The organism is Vibrio sp. 1457, assembly GCF_033340195.1.
Classification (GTDB): Bacteria; Pseudomonadota; Gammaproteobacteria; order Enterobacterales; family Vibrionaceae; genus Vibrio; species Vibrio alginolyticus.
In genome coordinates this window covers 22,129-40,323 of record NZ_JAWOWA010000015.1, presented here as the reverse complement: position 1 = coordinate 40,323, position 18,195 = coordinate 22,129, and the positions used below count along the sequence as shown (strand labels likewise).

Genomic DNA, 18,195 nt, shown 5'->3' with positions numbered 1-18,195 from the left:
AGGAATTTTGGACATAAAAAAACCTCCCCAATGGGGAGGTTTTAAAATTCAATAGAATTAACGAAAATAACACCACGTAAGCGTAGTCGCTTAGCGAGAGCAAATCGCGTTTTTACGTCAGCAATCAGCGTGGTCATTTCTTAATCCTCAGACAAATTGCCGAGCATTATACGCTTAACTTTCGTGAGCGCAAGCGATTACATCATGGTTTTTATCGGCTGTTTTTGCGCACTGGTTTAGCTTCCTAGCGTCGCAACCATCACGGCTTTGATGGTATGCATACGGTTTTCAGCTTCGTCGAATACGATGGAGTATTCCGATTCAAATACCTCTTCTGTTACTTCAAGGCCTTTCATACCGTATTTTTCAGCGACTTCTTTGCCGACGGTGGTTTCATCATTGTGGAAAGCTGGAAGGCAGTGCATGAATTTCACATGTGGATTACCCGTTTGCTTAATCACGTCCATATTGATTTGATAAGGTGTCATTAACGCTACACGTTCATCCCATGCCTCGGCAGACTCACCCATAGACACCCAAACGTCGGTGTATAGGAAGTCACAACCTTTCACACCTTCCTCAACGCTTTCTGTTAACGTGATTTTTGCTCCGGTTTGTTGCGCGATAGTTTGACAAGTTGCCACGAGCTCTTCTTCAGGCCAGAACGCTTTTGGCGCGACAAGGCGAATATCCATGCCCATTTTCGCTGCGCCCACCATAAGTGAGTTACCCATGTTGTTGCGTGCATCACCTAGGTAAGCGAAGGTTATTTCATGTAGCTGTTTACCACGGCCGTGCTCTTGCATGGTCAGGAAGTCAGCAAGGATCTGGGTTGGGTGGAACTCATCCGTTAAACCATTCCACACTGGAACACCAGCATAAGTACCAAGCTCTTCAACAATGGATTGGCCAAAGCCTCGGTATTCAATCCCGTCGTACATACGACCAAGAACACGAGCGGTGTCTTTCATCGATTCCTTATGACCGATCTGCGAGCCAGAAGGGCCGATGTAAGAGACTTGAGCACCTTGGTCAAAGGCAGCGACTTCAAACGCACATCGGGTACGAGTCGAAGATTTCTCAAAGATTAGTGCGATGTTTTTACCTTGAAGTGTCTTCTGCTCTGTTCCTGCATATTTAGCTTTTTTCAGCTCTGTAGACAGTTCGAGCAAAAACTGGATTTCTTTGGTTGAGAAGTCCAATAGCTTCAAAAAGTTGCGGTTACGTAAATTGAAAGCCATAGCTCGTCCCTTAGTACATGTGATTAGATTAATAGAATTCATTAAAACATATAAATGCTTTTATTGTGAATAATTATTTTTAATTAAAGCTAAAAAAGGTTGATGTATTCACATCAACCTTAGTTTTGATTCACCTAATGTAAAGGGACGAGTAAGTTATATATCGTCTCGTTCTATTGGACAGCTCATACAGCGAGCGCCACCGCGACCACGACCAAGCTCGTTACCAGGTACTGTCAGTACTTTGATGCCAGCTTTATCGTATTTTTCGTTGGTGTATACGTTACGTTCGTAACCAATTACTACGCCCGGTTTTACAGTTAGAACGTTATTGGCGTCATTCCATTGTTCGCGTTCCGCTTCATAGCTGTCGCCACCAGTGGTGATGATTTTCAGCTGATCTAAGCCAAGAGCGGACTCAATCGCGTGCAGATAGTTATGTGAGGCTTCAACATGCATTTCACCGTTGCCTTTTGGTGTTAAGCGCCATGTGTCGAGATCTTTGCGCATGATCTCAGGGTAGACAGAGAAAGTATCTACATCCATATGGGTCATCACGGTGTCTAAATGCATACATGAGCGGTGTTTAGGCAGATCAATTGCAATCACTTCGGTCGCTTGGCCTGCTTTAAATAGGCTTGCTGCAAGGTTCTCTACACCTTGTGCAGTCGTACGCTCAGACATACCGATAAGAACTGCACCTTTACCAATAACCAACACATCACCGCCTTCGACATTCGCATTATCATAATGCAGATCATCGTCACCGAAGTATTTGATAAAATCTTGGCCAGCAAAAATTGGGTGCCAACGATAAATCGCACGTAAGTGGTTTGTTTCACGTTGGCGTGCAGGCATCATCATCGGGTTAAGAGAAACGCCGCCATAAACCCAGCATGAGGTATCACGAGTAAAGAGGTGATTAGGCAGTGGCTCAATAACAAAGTCGAGAGGACGCTTCATTTTTGGCAGCATAGAAGATGAGGAGATCGGTAGCTCTGAGTAAGCTAAGCCACCTAAAAAGATGCAGGCAAGGTGTTCATCATCCATTTCTGAAAAGTATTGGCGTAGGTCTCGCGCAAAGGTTGGCCCGTAACGAAAGTCAGAAATCTGAGTGTTCAGCAGCCATTGTTTTGCTTCTGGAACGGCGAGGGTTTCGACCAGTAAATCGTGGAGGAGAAGCACTTCAACGTCTTGCTCGCGCAGCGTACGTGCGAATGCATCGTGCTCTTCACCTGCCGCTTCTACAGCAAGAACGTCATCAAATAGCAACTCATGACAGTTTGACGGAGTTAAGTGGGTTAGGGCGCGTTCAGGGCGATTTAATAGAACTCGTCGAAGTTGACCAACTTCTGATCCAACGTACAGCTTGCTCATTTTGTATCCTTACAAATTTTCCAGCCATTAGTTATGACAAGCTTCCTAGAAAGATGCAAGTTATCAAGCTTTGTTTATATTCTGATATTTTTGACTTTGTGAGTTTTTTGTTTTTATTTTTGTTCTTATTAAATTTATTATTAGATATAAATGCTATTTTGCTAAAATTAGAGTGCGTGCGTTTTTATTCTAATTTTCCCGTTGAGAAAGAATACACGCACAGTGCATAAAACGTGCATTTTTATTCTAAATTATGCATTATTAAAGTGAATTTATTCGTTATGCTTCTTCGTTTTACACGTGAGTGTATTCAAGAAAGCATCATAAACACGCATAGAAAGAGAAAATAACAACATTAAGTGTCAATTAGGATGTTCTGAATATTAAAAAATGCCATTCTTTGTTAATTTTTTGTTTCTTTGTGTGGTCGGTTTAATATTTAGATTCAAATAACCGATAAGAATCGCAGTGGTATGATGTTTGTTTGTGGCTTTTCATCGCAATCCATGCCATATTTCACCGGATCAGCATACTCAGTATCGGGTATTGTGTTTCCATCAAGTAACTAATCTGGAGCCAAAACATGTCTCACGAAGATGAATATCTATCAGTAGAAGAATTAATTGAGATTCAAAAGGAAGAGACTCGCGATATCATTGCAGCATTGCTAGAAGATGGCAGCGATCCAGATTCGCTATACGAAATTGAGCACCACCTGTTTGCCGAAGATTTTGACACGCTAGAAAAAGCGGTAGTTGAAGCATTCAAGATGGGCTTTGAAGTTCTTGAAGCAGAAGAAACTGAAGATGAAGATGGTAACAAGTTGCTTTGCTGTGATGCGACTATGGAGTCCGCACTAGACGCAGAAGCGATTGATGCGCAAGTTGAAAAATTGATTCACTTGGCAGAAAAATACGACATCATCTATGACGGTTGGGGTACGTACTACGAACACCCCTACGATTCTGAAGAGGGTGACGAACCCTACGACTCTGATGAAGAGTAAAAGTGAGAATTATTGAGAACCTCGCCACATGGTGAGGTTTTTTTTGACTCTAATTTTAATACTGATAACCATACATTATTTATAGGTGAGAATGTGTGATAGGTTGATTAATGAACAGAAAGTAGATTTGAGGTATTCAAGTGACTGAAATCATTTACGACATCAAAACAAAAACATTAAAACCCTTCACTTATAGAAAGCCGTTGGTGTTCGTTGATGATAATGGTGAGCTTCAATATGAATACTCTCGCAACAAAGAAAGCCACGTTCATATTAAGAAGGTGATCTTCTTGAACTTAGTTGGCTACGAGAAACTGAAACGGCTAGATGAGAAGGGTAAGCCGATGAAGGATGAGTATGGTAACCCGATCTTCATCAAGGGAAGGTTGCTTTCATTTGAACCTCTGGATTGCGTTAATGAGTTTATTCTTGCAAAACACGTTGAGAAGGATGTAGAAGAGTCCCAGCAAGCCTCAAAAGCTCTCACTCATTACTTCAGATTTATCCTGGATGCTCAAGCGAAGTGGGATAGTAAATATGACAATGAAGATTACGATCCCTTTATCGCCCCCCCTCGCCCTGCTTGGGATAAGTTTGCGGTTAGGAAAAACCTCCGCGTCACTTTCATGTACAGAGCAGCGGTCAAAAAGACAACGCTAAACGGGACAGGGTTAGCTCGAACGACCGCCGTATCGTATGTGCGTTCAGTTGTAGAGTTTTACAAGCATCATCTCAGACAGGGTATGAGGTTTAATAACCCACCGTTTGAATTTGAAACTTTGCTAATTGGCATCGAAAACAGTGGCACTCACATGAGCGCTTACGGTCGTAAGGTGATACAAACCACCGATTTAAAACTGAGTTTCCCAAAGTCAAAGCGAAACGATGGGGGTAAGTTACCTAATGCAAGGCGCGACCTAAAGCCACTGTCAAACAGTGAATGGGAAGAGGTTAAGAATGTCCTGGTTAACACCCAGCGAGTCATTAAGAGTGTTAATCGCGAAGAAAAGTTGGTTAGCCTACCTGAAGAGTATTGCTTATTGTTGCGTGTCTACCGCTACACGGGGCTGCGTAAGGAGGAAGGCGTAAGTTTGCACCTAGGGCAAGTGGTTCGCCCTGATATGAAAACTGCCGTTTTGAGGCTGGGTGTGGGCGACCAATATGGCTCACTCACTAAAGACCCTAGTGGTGGTTACAACAATAAGTCTCGACGCACTATCATTCCTAGTTCACTGATGCTCGAACTTTATAACTACAGCCACTCACCAAGATACAAAAAACGCTTGGCGAAATTTAAAGAACGGTGCAGGGCTGAGAGAGAGGCGGGTAACGATGCCTACTTTGACGGGACTGATGGGGTTGATGAAAGCAAACAATACCTTTTCATTAGCAACTCTGGCATACCGTTGTTTAAGAAACTGGAAGAAATCAATACTCGATGGAATGAGGTCAGAAAAACCGCCGCAGTCAATTTGCTGAATGACATTGATTCGGTGGTTCACAACTTACGCTCGACCTTTGCGGTGTCGGCTTTTCGGACATTGTTAAAGAAAATGGACGCAGACGAGGCTCTAAAAATAGTATCAGCATTTCTTGGCCATGAAGATTTATCCACCACGCTACTTTATCTGCAAATTGCCCAAGATAAGCCTACGGGGGATGAAATCTGGGAAGATGTGTTGGACTACGTTGGTGTGTTTGATGAAGAGAGCGACTTGGATGATTTACCTGAGTTCGAAGAAGCGTCTAGAAAGCTTGAGGAGGCAAAGAAAAAATGAGCCGCAAAGATAACTCAAAGCCCGTTGTCCTTGATGACGCATTTTATGAGGCACCTGCCGCAACAGTTGAGCCGCTTCACTTGGATGAGTTGAAACTGAAATGTGGCGGAGCGACATCTCATTTTATTCAGTTGTTATATCAAGGCGCTCCTAACTATTCTCAGCAAGGCAAAAAAATAAAGGGGGTGGATTATATACCTGTTGCGGGTAGAGAGGCGTTTGTCCGAGATGCCTATCGTCTTCTAAGAACGGACTTCAACCGCACAAAGCAAAACCATTTTGAACAACTGAGACTATATATTCGTTGGATGGACCGTGAGCATCGAAAGCCTATTAATGGCGATTACTTTGCACCAGACTTATACAACGCTTTCATGGATTATCATCAAGATAAATGTAATCGAGGTGAGCAAAGTCTATCAACCTGGAGTAACGCTAAAAGGATAGTGAGTTTTTTCCTTAAAGCGTATAACCGTCCCATCGAGGCAAAGCAATTAATATTAATAAAAGGCACCAAGAAACAGGCCAATTCACATAAAGGCATCGATGTGGTTGGGGAACTCAAGCCGCTTGTTCGGCGGTTCATTGCTGCGTTCGCGGGGTTTAGGCGGCATTTTTTAGAGGGCACCAAACCAAGCCTTCATCCACTTTGGAGTGAGGAGTTGTTCAATCAACAAGCCGAGAAAAACGGGTGGAGTGTAAAAAAAAGAAATCAGGTGAAAGGGACGTTTAAGCGGACTGTAGTAGGTGAGAATGCAGCACGTAATCATTTTTCTAGACTGGCTGCGATGATCGCCTTTTGCTTTACAGGGCAAAATACAACGCCTCTGTTAAACCTGCGTTTTAGCGACATTCGATTTACCGCTAAATCAGATGGCAAGGTCTACTTTGACATGACCAAAGCGCGTGCAAATTACTTAGGTTTTGATACGTCGCTTGGGTTTCATAAAAAGACCCAAGCGTTCTTCCATCAATGGTTGGAAGTCTCGATGGTGCTCCAGAAAAACGCTGGTACAGAATGGGTGTTTCCCTATTTTCGAAAATCAGGCGAGATTCAAGGGTGTGTTGACGCAGGCCAAACCACCCCTCAAAAGAGCATCAATAAGTGCACAAAGATATTGGGGCTTGCCCACGTCACACCCTCAAAACTGCGCCAAACAAAGATTGATACTTTAATGAAAGTCACGGAAGACATTTGGTTAGTGTCGATGTCTGCGAACAACTCAATTGAAGTTGTTGCTATTAATTATTCTGACGGTAACGAAAGCGATCATAGAACGAGTTTGGCGGCAAACAATGAGGCGCTGTACGACTTTTCGAAAAATGGCACCGATCCTCACGAGGCGGCGAATAAATCGAAGTTTAACCATGCCAATGTATTGAACGGCTACGATTACAAACGGCTACGTAAGGAAGAAACCGAAAACGACACTCAAACCCCCCTTGGCGTTCGCTGTAAGGACTCCTCACAAGGTGTTGCCGTAAGAATTAAGAAAAACCTTGAAAACATGGGGGTCAAACAGCCAGAAAAGGAGCAGCGTTGTACCGATTTCCTAGGCTGCTTCGAATGTCATTATCATCGATTAGTGTCTGAGGTCGAGGATATTTGGCTAATGCTGTCCTTCAACGACACGCTACAAGAAATGAAGGCTTATCCAGCTATTAACAGTCTGCCAACGGACAAGTTTTATAAGTTGTGTAACACCATCGAATCGATTTTAAAGGATTTTAAAGAGGTTGCGCCTGATAATTACACCCGAGCGCAAGAAATGCACAGTGAAGCCCCTCACCCACTTTATAGCGATGGGTATAGCCTAATGGACTTACTGGAGACGTTTTAACAATGAATGACAAACTCAATAAGCACGATAACGCTGTTCCGTCCGTCCCCGTTCAGAAGTCCGAAACGGGGTTCTTAATCGAGGGGTTAGACAGGCTCGACGTAGCCGATAAACCGTACCACGTTGAGAGGTGGGACTTTTCAACGTCGCATGTCGTTGGTGTGAGGTATTCATTAAGCGTAAGCTTTAAGAGCGCCAGTCCTGAGTATGTGAATGGAATACAGGACGCTTTATACCAGTTCTATCACCACTCAAAAAAAGTGAGTACCTTGCCCTTATCGGTCGCCCAAATGGATGTCATGAAGACCTCACTACAGCACATTGCAGACCGCTTGGAGGGGACAGATTGGAGCCAATTAGGTAACGCCAGGCAGTGGAAATCATTTACCCGTAGCCTGAAACAGAGACAGTTTGGCGATGCAAGGATTGGTCATATTCTTTCAGCATTAAATAAACTGACGGATGTTGGCTTGCTCAGTTCATATGTTGACGCAAAGGCGCTAAAAAAGTGCGCAAAGAAAAAAGAACGTAAACAGCATGTAGCTATTCCACATAAGTTGTATCAATGCATCATGAACCATGCCTTAGAAACCGTTGAAAAATACCATCCGTATCGTCATGAGATTTCACAAGTGATGGGGGAAGCCTATGACATTAGAAAGCGAATCCATAATGGTGAAAGGCTTGCAGAAAGAGGAAGTGGCAATGGCAGAACAGAGCTATCAATGACCGCCAATGCACTTGACCAAAGGGTGACAAAGGCGATAAAGAGGATTGACCATTGCATTCCTGATTTCAAGGTAAACTTGCGCGCTACGGACTTGGCTGGCATCTTGGCCAGTTGTTTGGTAGTGGTTCAGGGGTTCTCAGGCGTACGAATTGGCGAGGCGGTATCTTTCAACAAAGACAGCGCAGATACGGTAATGGTTAACGGTCAACCAGTGACCATACTCACAGGCGAAACAACCAAGGGGCATGATGGAATGCCGACTATCGCCACTTGGCAGTCACATTCTGTTGCCGAAACAGCGTTAGAGCTGGCTTATGACATGATGGCATCAACTCGTAAGTTTTATCACAATGGCGTTGATCGGAAAGAAGCGGAAGGTGAAACAGCAGAAAATATTGCGCACATGAGAAAGCAATTATGTTCCGCATTTTTGCTGCCTCAAGCTGCACGACAAATCAGCGACAACTATATATTCGATCCTTACAAAGCACTGAAAAGGGTTATAAACCATCTGGGCTATAAGGCCACTCCAGAGGATGTAGAGGAGTTTAATACGCTAAACCCTTCAAGAGAGGGGCAATTAACGGTTGGCGGGACATGCACGGGGTTAAGCTCTCATGACTTTAGACGGTCATTTGCCGTGTTCTTTGTGCGGTATGGCTTCGGTACGGCTTCAGGGATTAAATTTCAATTCAAACACCAAAACATCAATATGTCAGGTTACTACGCAAATAATGCGGTATTGGCACAGATGAATGACCTGCTGATGGATGAGGATATTTTAAACGACTTGAAAGAGGCGGGGATTGATTTGGGGGTGGATATCTTCGATGAGATCTACAACGAAAGTGAGCATTTGAGTGGGGTCAAAGGCGAGGCCATTATGCAGGAGCGATTGGAGCAATTGAAAGCGGGAAAACGCATCTTCATGACTCGTTCAGAAATTGAAGAGAATCTTCGTCGTGGCAATTTTCACATCATGCAACTGCCGAGTGGTGCCTATTGTACTAATGCTTCGTGTGATCGAGTATGTGGTACATCACTCTTTCGAGCGGAAATCAAAGAGTGCGATCATAAAGTGGTGACCGATAAGGGAGCGAAAAAGATTGCTAAGCAACGAGAGCGATTGATTGCCAAGTTTACGAATCTTAACACGGGTGATGTATTAAAGAGCTCAATCTTGACTGGCTTAAAGCAGAAAATCTTGGTGGAAGAACTGACACTAAAAGCCCATGAAATCCCTTATACACCATTCACTGATGAAGTGATTAGTCTTCCCAAGGAGTAAGTAACCTAAATGAATCAAGAAACTTTAAGGGCGTTGGTACAGGAAGAGAAAACATTGGCGGCTGAAGAAAAGCTTCATAAGGCACTCGCTCGACTCCAAAATGGTAAGCCTTTACGAACCAAAGCCAAAGGCCGTCTTACTCTCAATAAAATCAACAACGAGGCGGGCTTAGGGCGCAGTTACATTCATAAATTCAAAGAGTTCGTTGATAATGTCGCCAACCCTGCTATCGAGGCATATAACGAAACTCTGGATACCCCTAAACCATCTGAAATAGATAAGGCTTCCACAGAAGATATGAGCGAAATCGATAGGCTCAAAGATGAGTTAAGGAAGCAAATCGAACTTAAAGAAGCTTATCGCACGGAGAGGGATGAGGCTTTAGCCACCAATGATGAACTTGAGGTATTGAATAAGTCGCTAATGTTTCGAGTGTATGAACTTCAGCAGGAGCTTACTGATAGTGTTGCTGAGTATGAAGGCTATAAAAAATAATTGCTCTAAAACATTTTTGCCCCATTCTTACTTGGAGCATTGTCATCTTTTACTTCAACAAGTCATCATTTGACCTAATTTTACTCATGTATGTAAAGTGTCTAGATGATCGAGAGAACATCACACGCCCATGCGGCTTTCTGGTATAAGCCACAACGAGTTACAATCTCTCATGCTTAAGTGATTGTAAAGTAAAATTTATTTAGGTTATTATCGTTATTCTATTGCTTACGTCTAATTGGTGTAGAGCAACAACTATGGTCTGCACTGTTCACACAACATCTACGTTTGACTCCAAAAATGGCTGAACAGCCATCAGCGCGTTGCTGAACTGAATTTTGAAACAAGACAAGGTAGTAAATCACATGGCTTATGCAAGTCTGTCAATCTCAGATTTGATTGATGAAATCAATAAGAACAAATATTACCTGCCAGCAATTCAACGTAAATTTGTGTGGCGGGAAGAGAAAATCTGCACTCTTTTTGACTCTATCATGCGTGATTATCCCATCGGCACTTTCTTGTTTTGGGAGCTAGACCAAGGCAATGCGAATGACTATACGTTCTACGAATTTCTAAAAAATTATCATGAACGTGATTCAAAGAATGCATTGGTGAATTATAGTTTTCCGCACGATATAACAGGTGTTCTTGATGGGCAGCAGCGCATCAGCTCGATGTACATAGCGTTGCAAGGTATTTATCAAAGTCGCCCTAAGTATGCCAAAAGAGCCAAGGATTCCTCGTACCCCAAACGGGAGTTTTACCTGAATTTGCTGGGCGATGCTGATGAATACGAATTTTGTTTCCTGACGGAACAACAAGCTGGTGAAAGCTCAACTGATCGATATTACTTCCGAGTAAGGGACATCCTCGAATATACGGCGGATGACGACCCATATGATATTTTAGACCCACTTCTTGATCAAAATGACGATGGGGCTGCTCACCTTAACGCTAAGCGCAGTGTAGCAAGACGAAAACTCGACCTGTTGAAGCGAAAGATGTATCAACCCGATTTGATAAGTTATTTCAAAGTAACCGGCAAAGATCTAGATGAAATTCTGGATATTTTTGTCAGGGTAAACAGTGGTGGCAACATATTGTCGAAATCAGATCTGCTGTTTTCAACCCTTGTTGCACACTGGGAAAACGGACGTGAGCAAATCGAAGAGTTGCTGGATGAACTGAATGGGGAAGACGGATTGTTTAGCTTCAACACTGACTTTTTGATGCGTACCTGCTTGTTCCTTGTCGACGCACCAATGAGCTTTAAAGTCCGGTCGTTTAACAAAGAGACCATCGAGGTCATTAAGCATCGCTGGACGGACATCAGTCAGGCGCTGAAGCGAACAGCAGTCATGCTCCGTGACTTTGGTTTTAATAAGAAACGATTGTCCTCACACTATGCAGCGACCCCCATTGCCTACTATCTACTAAAAGGCGGTGTTGTTAATCAAGAGATTAAAGGTCAACTACATAAACTGGTGATACACAGCTTACTCAAGCAGGTTTATAGTGGTCAAGCAGACACGGCCTTAAATGGCCTGCGTGAAGGTTTGCGCCAAAAAGGGGATGAGGGTTACCTGTTAAAATCAAACATGTTTGATTTTGGCAAATTCAAGTACACCCGACTTGCCGGTGGTAAGAAACTGACCATTGATCACGACGATATTGACGAATTACTGGAACGCTCAAAAGGGGCATTTACCTTCATGGTGCTGTCACTCCTCTATCCCGATCTTAAATTGGATAAGGTGAACTTTCACCAAGATCACATGCATCCTGCATCCGGCTTTAAGTGGACAAAACTGGAAAGCATGGGACTGGAAGAAGAAGCTATTCGCGACTGGCAGAGCAAACGCGACCTATTGCCAAACCTGCAACTGCTGGAAGGTCAGGAGAATGTCGAAAAGCAAGCGAAAGCGTTGAATCAATGGGTTGCTGAGGAGGTAACAAATGAATCGTTATATCGTGACCAAAATTACATCCCTACAGAGCTATCTCTTCAGTTTGATGATTTTGAGACATATTTTGACTGTCGGCGAGCACTGATGAAAACTAAGCTATGCAAACTTTTTGACGTGGAACAGCCAAACATGGCGGAGCCTGTCTCTGAAACTGGAGAGATCACCAACCCAGCCTAATGCTCCAAATGGTAAGAGAGTAGCTCTCATACCAAGATGGCGGTGAATGCATCTATTTACCGCTATTCATGACTCAAAAATGCCCCAAAATGAGTTATAACCAAGCAACGAAGGTGGTCAATATGCCGTACAACCCCATTTTGTTCTCTACGGCATATCTATTGTCAACAGTATGACAATCTCATCTAGTTATTTGACAGCATACTCTTCGAAAATAGCCTTACCAATTTCATTAATAACTTGATTACGTTCTGGCATAGAAAGGTTGGTTTGTGTCAGGTAGATGCTAATGATTAATGGCTCGCGCTCGTCAGTCCAAATTGCTGCTGTAATACCGCGCGAACCGTTAGCTCCCGCACCAGAACGATCTGCAATAGACCACCCTTTTGGTAAAACAGAACGGAGTAAAGAATCGGAAACAGTGTTCCCTTGCATCCATTCCTTAAGTTGTTTTTTTGAATTTTGAGCTAATACATCTTCGAATAAAATATGATATAGGGTCTTATTCATCGCATTTGGCGTCGTTGTATCACGTAGGTCATCAGCTTTGGCTTGGTTTAGTTCAGGTTCAAAACGATCTAATTGAGTTACTTTATCTCCGATCAAACGTAGAAAAGCAGTGACACCCTGTGGGCCTCCGATGTGCTTTAAGACTATGTTTGCAGCAGTATTATCACTAGTCTTCATCGTAGCTTCACAAGCATTTTCAATGGTAATTGAACTGCCAACCATGTTTTTTGTTATTGGTGACCAAGCGATTAGTTCATCGGATTTTACTGGCGCCATTGTACTTATATCTAAAATGTCTCTATCAGAGTCCTGTAGCATTTTTGCACATGCTAATGTCTTGAATGTACTCATCATAGGGAACCTTTCATTCCCTTTATAGTGCCATTGTTGATCCGTTGAATCTAAAACTGATACACCTATGCGTCCCAAGGTGCGTTGTTCTATAGAATAGAGCGAGTCGTTCAATGTTGAAGCGGTCGATAAAAAAGAAATGAACAAACAGCTCGAAAGTAAGATTGATTTTTTCATGATAACTCGACTATTTATGTAATAAGACTGAATTTACGGAGCGTAATAATACAGCTCGAAAGATATAAATCAACAGCGGGTCATATTAAGTTTGTATGAAAAGATGAGTGTGTTTATGGAGCGTTATTTTCTGCTCGACTTAGGATGAAGGAAGCGCTATCTGAATCTCATACGCATAAGTCAACTATAAGTTGTGAATAACTCATTTCTGTCCGTGCGACCTGAAGTCGTATGAAGCGTTGTTCACCACGATAAGAGTGAACCATCTGTATCACCAGATGACCCTAGGATCCTGAATAAAGCAGCGGATCCGACAATGTAACGAAACACGGTCGTTAGGCTGTGTGGGAACTGAATCGTGAGAGGATGTTCCTCCTGATAACCACGAATTGGGTAAGTGCTAGGGTGTCAGTATGATGAACGTAAGTGAATCCACGTAAGGCGCGTTATATGATGAAGCAGCGGAAGTGGTTAATACGCTGTGGCCAAAATGGCAATGAGAGTCGGGAAGGGATTGGACAGTACCCTTTCGTGATCGATGTACTCTCCGCACTATAGTGGGCATCTAACCTGATATTTTGCGCGACATACGGAACAGGGTAAGCCTGTATATCTCCCATTGGGAAAGCAGTCTGCGAAGATTGCCGATAGGTGTGCAGGTAAAGGAGGTTAGAGAAAGCAAAGGCCGCTTTGTAATGAAGTGGATACAGGTTTATATCTGGCGCGAAAGCGAGCTGACTTCTAACTGGTCTCCCGTTGCAAGATGATTTGAAGAACTTTATTCAAGGAGAAACGCAAATGGTGACTTCATCAGAAGTTAGTGCCTCTCCTAATGGCACTCAATGGCAATCCATCGATTGGAAGGCAGTAGAGTCGCACGTGTTAAAGCTTCAAATGCGCATTGCAAAAGCAACCCGAGAGGAAAAACACAGTAAAGCGAAAGCTCTGCAGTGGGTCTTAACGCACTCGAGATCGGCCAAATTACTGGCCGTGAAGCGAGTGTCCCAAAACAAAGGCAGTAACACACCTGGAGTCGACGGTGTCATCTGGAATACGGATGCTCGTCGAATGACCGCAGTTAATCAATTGAACCGTAAATGCTATCGAGCCAAACCTCTCAGACGTATCTACATCCCGAAAAAGAACGGCAAACTTAGACCCCTCGGTATTCCATGCATGATAGACCGAGCGCAACAAGCGCTTTATCTGCTTGCTCTTGAACCGATATCGGAAACGATAGCAGATCCAAATAGCTACGGTTTTCGCCCTAATCGCAGCACGGCTGACGCAATAGCACAATGCTTCAAATGCTTGTGTCTTAAGCGCTCAGGTCGCTGGATCTTGGAGGGGGATATTAAAGCTTGCTTTGACAAGATTGGGCATGAATGGCTACTTGAACATGTTCAAATAGACAAAAGGATGCTGAAGCAGTGGTTAGGCTCTGGCTATATCGATAAGGGCTTGTTCTACCGAACGTCGGAGGGAACTCCGCAAGGAGGAATTATCTCTCCAACGCTTATGTTACTGACGCTTGCGGGCCTAGAAAAGCTCGTGAAAGAGGTCGCTAAGAAATCGGGAGAACGAGTTAACTTTATCGGTTATGCGGATGATTTTGTGATAACAGGTTCGTCAAAAGATGTTCTTGTTAACGAAGTCAAACCACGGGTGATTGATTTTCTAAAAGAAAGAGGGTTGGCACTCTCTGAAGAGAAAACACACATTACTCATATAGATGACGGCTTTGATTTTCTAGGTTTTAACCTCAGGAAGTACAAAGGCAAATTGCTCATCAAACCGAGTAAGAGCAACGTTCTCTCTTTCTTGGGTAACTTGCGTGAACTCATCAAGAAGCACGCAACAATGCCAGTCAATGATCTCATTAGATTACTGAACCCTAAGCTGAAAGGTTGGGCGAACTATTATCGCCACTGCGTTGCAAAGCGCACTTTCGGTTACCTCGGTCATCAAATCTTCTGGTTACTGTGGCGATGGGCGGTTAGACGCCATCCCACTAAACCAAAAGACTGGGTAAGGCGAAAATACTACATGAATAGAAGTGGTGGGTGGCAATTTCACGGTTGGCAGAAAATCGCCAATATGGACTGTCACTACAACCTAATTCAAATAGCGAAAACGCCGATTAAAAGGCATGTAAAAATCAGAAGTGCAGCAACCCCATTCGATCCGCTTTACCAAGATTACTTGGCAAAGAGGAAGCCGAAAAAGGAAGGCCGTCACTCTTGGTTTGACCCTGCTTTAACTGCTATCTAGGTTGCTGGGTAACGTAATACGCCTTAGCGGAGGCTTGAGCCGTATGCAGTGAAAGTTGCACGTACGGTTCTTAGGAGAGCGGCACTTGGTAACAAGTGTCGCTTATCCGACATCAACGTGCTAGAGAGCACTTCGCTGGCACGAAACTGCCCCATTGTGAGTTGTGACCCGATTGTTCAACCTACTTTGTCAAGCCATCATTTTACTTACTTTTTGCAATACCAACCTCCTACCTCAGAGTGAAGAACTGTTGAGTATGGATGAAAAGCTATGCTTTTTGCTGTAAGTTATTGTAATGCAACGGAGTGGATATAACAGTGACTTTATTAATATTAAGATGCAAAGACTTTTTTGATAGCAAAAAGAAGGGAGTCGTTCGGTTAGCCAGACTAGAAAAGGCACGCGCTATAAGTTTTTTTTACTCATTAAGAAACTATACCCTTAAGCAAAAGGGAGTGCTTTTAGTTTTAATGTCCTTAATTGCTTTTAAGGTTTCAGTAGAAGCATCGTCTTTGCTAAATGGTGAGATTTCAGTTGAACAATTAAAAGCTATATCACTTACTATCGGTGGGGGACTACTTGGATTTACTGCAATAGTCTTTTCTTTACTATTGTTCTCTCTTCAGGCTAATCTTCAGAGATTGAGGTATTTAGACTTTTATAGATTTAGTGCTGATAAGCAGATACTCGGATACCTTTTATTCTGCCTTATAATATCACTTTCAATTATAGTAACTTCGCTATTTATTGTTGATGGTTATTCTGGTCAATACGCAACGCTCATGCTCTGGGCTGTGGTGCTATTTATTTTTCTTTTGTTTTTTTCTTATAAACGGTCAATACAACTAATTAACCCTATAGAGCAAGTAGAGCTTATAGCATCTGAGGTCAGCTCAAACCTTGGACGATGGGGAAAGGCTATTGAAAGGAAAATACGAACTGAAGATCCCCCAACCATTGAAAGCCTTACGAATAAAAACTTTAATTCTCAAAGGTGGGAACTATGTAAAAGTAATCCGATGCATCAGCAGTCCGTTATTAACTCTATTGACAGTTTGTGTGCAATGACGAAGGTTTACACTGAGTTGAATGATTACATAGTAGCTCGAAATACACTGAAAAAAGTAGTGTATATTATTGACAAGTATATTCAGTTTAGGCAGAACACGTTTATTGAAGGCTCACCTTATATGAGGACGAGCATCGAGTCAGAGCCAGTTTTTGACCATGTATTATCGAAGATAGCCTACAGTGCATCTGAAGCTATTAAAGCGAATGATAAAGAATGGGTTGATATATGCTTTGACGTTTATTCACAGTTAGCTCAGGTTCTCAACTTTTACAATGTGCAACATGGGTATCGTTTGGGGCAACAAATTGATTATGCGATCCATTATTTCACCTCTTCGGTCAAGGATTCAATTCACTTAAAAAATAATGATGTGATGATAAATGCTTCCAGCGCTGTTGGTAGGTTAGCTACTGGGCTATTAGAAACAGCTTCGCATGACAACATACAACCGCTTGATGAATCGCTGAGGTTGCTAGGTAGTTTGAGTATAGCGAATGGGGATATCACTGTAATAAACGATGTTATGCGAAGATACGGTGACATAGTATTTTTATTGATATTAAATGAAGATTCTAAGGTTGAAACAGCAATTCAGAGTATATCAAAAAGTATTCACTCTCTGGGTCGGCTCTATTTGAATCAAGAGAAGATGACTTCATTTGACCTAGGAATTGTAAACGGTTTTTATGGATTTGGAGAAAATTCTTTATCCGACAGGCTAGCTAAACAAGCAAGCATACTTTCCAGTGAACCAGATAAATATCGGAGTCTGGTAACATCGCTAATTAAAGGCATTTGTTTGTGGCTTAAATTGACTTTTAATGACCGAGGGGAGCTTTACAAACTGGATCAAAAAAAGAATTTAGTCCTATTTCATTATTTATATAGTTTGTCTGAGACTATGCTAAAAATCTTGTTGGAACTCACCGATGAAAAGACTGACTGTCAGTTAAGGTATGATGTCTATGAGGTAGTTAACAGAGAGATTATAGCCTTATGCGAAATAAGAGAGGATAAAGAGGTTTTACGTAGGATCGATACCTATGGTTTCATGAGTTCACTTTTTAATCTACATCACTTGATAGACTCTTCAGATACTATATCATTTTTGGTCGATAATATTTTGAAAGTAGGCTTTAATGCTGCGTCAATAAACTGTGATCATGGATTACTGGCAAAATCCATTTGTGCATCTGCAATAATTTCAGTTAATAATGAAAGCTCTCAATATAGAGGCTTAATTGACAAAAAAATAAATGAATTTTCTGGAAATCATAAGGTTTTCACTAACGCTTTGACCAGATTGGAGTATTTAGGAATGTTGGGTCGCTTCGAAAAAGAAAGAAGAATTAACAGTTACTCTCATTGTGCTATTGAAACATTTTGCAACAACCACTTAACAAATGAGCTTCGAGAGGAGATTAAGTATTCAATTGAAGCAATTAAGCTAAATATTAATGATAAATAGTTCGGAAAAAATAGCGTAACTGAATAAACGGAGATACTTTTTCTAATGTAAACCAACCTATCAAGAGGTAAATCATCTGACTCGTTTCTGTCCAAAAATGAGTTTCGCTCAGTTGATTTGAACACACTGAAAGGTGTGAATCTTAGAAGCGGAAATTTTCACCTTTCTATGGTTTTTTCGCCAAATTACCCAAAAATGTGAAAATAGTGAGAAAAGCATTGTTAAGTTGGCTCTCTCATACTAATTTGAAGAATTAAATCGTAAGGGTGGATGCCGGCGAAGATGCGCTTTACCCTGAAGAAGATGAAGACGACGAGTAATCAAAGCTCACTACTTTTGGAAAAACCAGCGTTTAACGCTGGTTTTTTTATACCTTGAAAAACTGACGAATGTGGAGGCGATAAATAATTCACATTGAGTTTATAGGGGATTTCTCCCTATAA

11 protein-coding genes are annotated in these 18,195 nt (G+C 42.3%); 8 read left to right on the top strand and 3 right to left on the bottom strand.

What is annotated here, in order from left to right:
• Positions 1–236: 236 nt before the first annotated feature.
• Together R7Z41_RS16145 and arcA are read right to left on the bottom strand one after the other, a co-directional pair.
• Positions 237–1,241 (bottom strand): ornithine carbamoyltransferase, encoded by a 1,005-nt coding sequence (locus tag R7Z41_RS16145; RefSeq protein ID WP_225478037.1) that lies wholly within the window; start codon positions 1,239–1,241, stop codon positions 237–239.
• 156 nt (positions 1,242–1,397) lie between these two features.
• The gene (gene arcA, locus R7Z41_RS16140; RefSeq protein WP_005381082.1) at positions 1,398–2,618 is read right to left on the bottom strand and encodes an arginine deiminase; all 1,221 of its coding nucleotides are present in this window, start codon (positions 2,616–2,618) and stop codon (positions 1,398–1,400) included.
• Between the two features lie 583 nt (positions 2,619–3,201).
• Here arcA and rraB point away from each other — a divergent pair.
• From rraB to R7Z41_RS16110, 6 genes are all read left to right on the top strand, one after another.
• Entirely contained in the window at positions 3,202–3,624 is a 423-nt protein-coding gene (gene rraB, locus R7Z41_RS16135; protein ID WP_318079098.1) for a ribonuclease E inhibitor RraB, read from the top strand.
• Between the two features lie 140 nt (positions 3,625–3,764).
• On the top strand, positions 3,765–5,402 hold the full coding sequence (locus tag R7Z41_RS16130; protein WP_014386729.1) for a site-specific integrase: 1,638 nt from the start codon (positions 3,765–3,767) through the stop codon (positions 5,400–5,402).
• Positions 5,399–7,243: a hypothetical protein gene (locus R7Z41_RS16125; RefSeq protein ID WP_014386728.1), complete on the top strand. Its 1,845-nt coding sequence runs from the start codon at positions 5,399–5,401 to the stop codon at positions 7,241–7,243. Before R7Z41_RS16130 ends, R7Z41_RS16125 begins: the two co-directional genes overlap by 4 nt.
• A 2-nt stretch (positions 7,244–7,245) precedes the next feature.
• Positions 7,246–9,261 carry a hypothetical protein gene (locus tag R7Z41_RS16120; RefSeq protein WP_014386727.1) on the top strand — a complete coding sequence of 672 codons (2,016 nt, stop codon included), beginning with the start codon at positions 7,246–7,248 and terminating at the stop codon, positions 9,259–9,261.
• A gap of 9 nt (positions 9,262–9,270) precedes the next feature.
• Positions 9,271–9,756: a hypothetical protein gene (locus tag R7Z41_RS16115; protein WP_014386726.1), complete on the top strand. Its 486-nt coding sequence runs from the start codon at positions 9,271–9,273 to the stop codon at positions 9,754–9,756.
• Between the two features lie 365 nt (positions 9,757–10,121).
• On the top strand, positions 10,122–11,903 hold the full coding sequence (locus R7Z41_RS16110; protein ID WP_014386725.1) for a DUF262 domain-containing protein: 1,782 nt from the start codon (positions 10,122–10,124) through the stop codon (positions 11,901–11,903).
• A gap of 189 nt (positions 11,904–12,092) precedes the next feature.
• Here the strand turns inward: R7Z41_RS16110 and R7Z41_RS16105 are convergent, their stop codons facing one another.
• Positions 12,093–12,941, bottom strand: coding sequence for a GMA family class A beta-lactamase GMA-1 (locus R7Z41_RS16105; protein ID WP_012774820.1), 849 nt, complete (start codon positions 12,939–12,941; stop codon positions 12,093–12,095).
• 798 nt (positions 12,942–13,739) lie between these two features.
• Between R7Z41_RS16105 and ltrA the strand changes: the two genes are divergently transcribed.
• A complete protein-coding gene (gene ltrA, locus R7Z41_RS16100) occupies positions 13,740–15,212 on the top strand; it encodes a group II intron reverse transcriptase/maturase (protein WP_110410654.1) in 1,473 nt (490 codons plus the stop codon).
• Positions 15,213–15,529: 317 nt separating this feature from the next.
• Positions 15,530–17,752, top strand: coding sequence for a hypothetical protein (locus tag R7Z41_RS16095; RefSeq protein ID WP_318136378.1), 2,223 nt, complete (start codon positions 15,530–15,532; stop codon positions 17,750–17,752).
• Positions 17,753–18,195 lie beyond the last annotated feature (443 nt).

Bases quoted from the DNA above. Each gene is read 5' to 3' on its own strand.
- R7Z41_RS16145 (WP_225478037.1), bottom strand. From the start codon at position 1,241: ATGGCTTTCAATTTACGTAACCGCAACTTTTTGAAGCTATTGGACTTC.
- arcA (WP_005381082.1), bottom strand. From the start codon at position 2,618: ATGAGCAAGCTGTACGTTGGATCAGAAGTTGGTCAACTTCGACGAGTT.
- rraB (WP_318079098.1), top strand. From the start codon at position 3,202: ATGTCTCACGAAGATGAATATCTATCAGTAGAAGAATTAATTGAGATT.
- R7Z41_RS16125 (WP_014386728.1), top strand. From the start codon at position 5,399: ATGAGCCGCAAAGATAACTCAAAGCCCGTTGTCCTTGATGACGCATTT.
- R7Z41_RS16120 (WP_014386727.1), top strand. From the start codon at position 7,246: ATGAATGACAAACTCAATAAGCACGATAACGCTGTTCCGTCCGTCCCC.
- R7Z41_RS16115 (WP_014386726.1), top strand. From the start codon at position 9,271: ATGAATCAAGAAACTTTAAGGGCGTTGGTACAGGAAGAGAAAACATTG.
- R7Z41_RS16110 (WP_014386725.1), top strand. From the start codon at position 10,122: ATGGCTTATGCAAGTCTGTCAATCTCAGATTTGATTGATGAAATCAAT.
- R7Z41_RS16105 (WP_012774820.1), bottom strand. From the start codon at position 12,941: ATGAAAAAATCAATCTTACTTTCGAGCTGTTTGTTCATTTCTTTTTTA.
- ltrA (WP_110410654.1), top strand. From the start codon at position 13,740: ATGGTGACTTCATCAGAAGTTAGTGCCTCTCCTAATGGCACTCAATGG.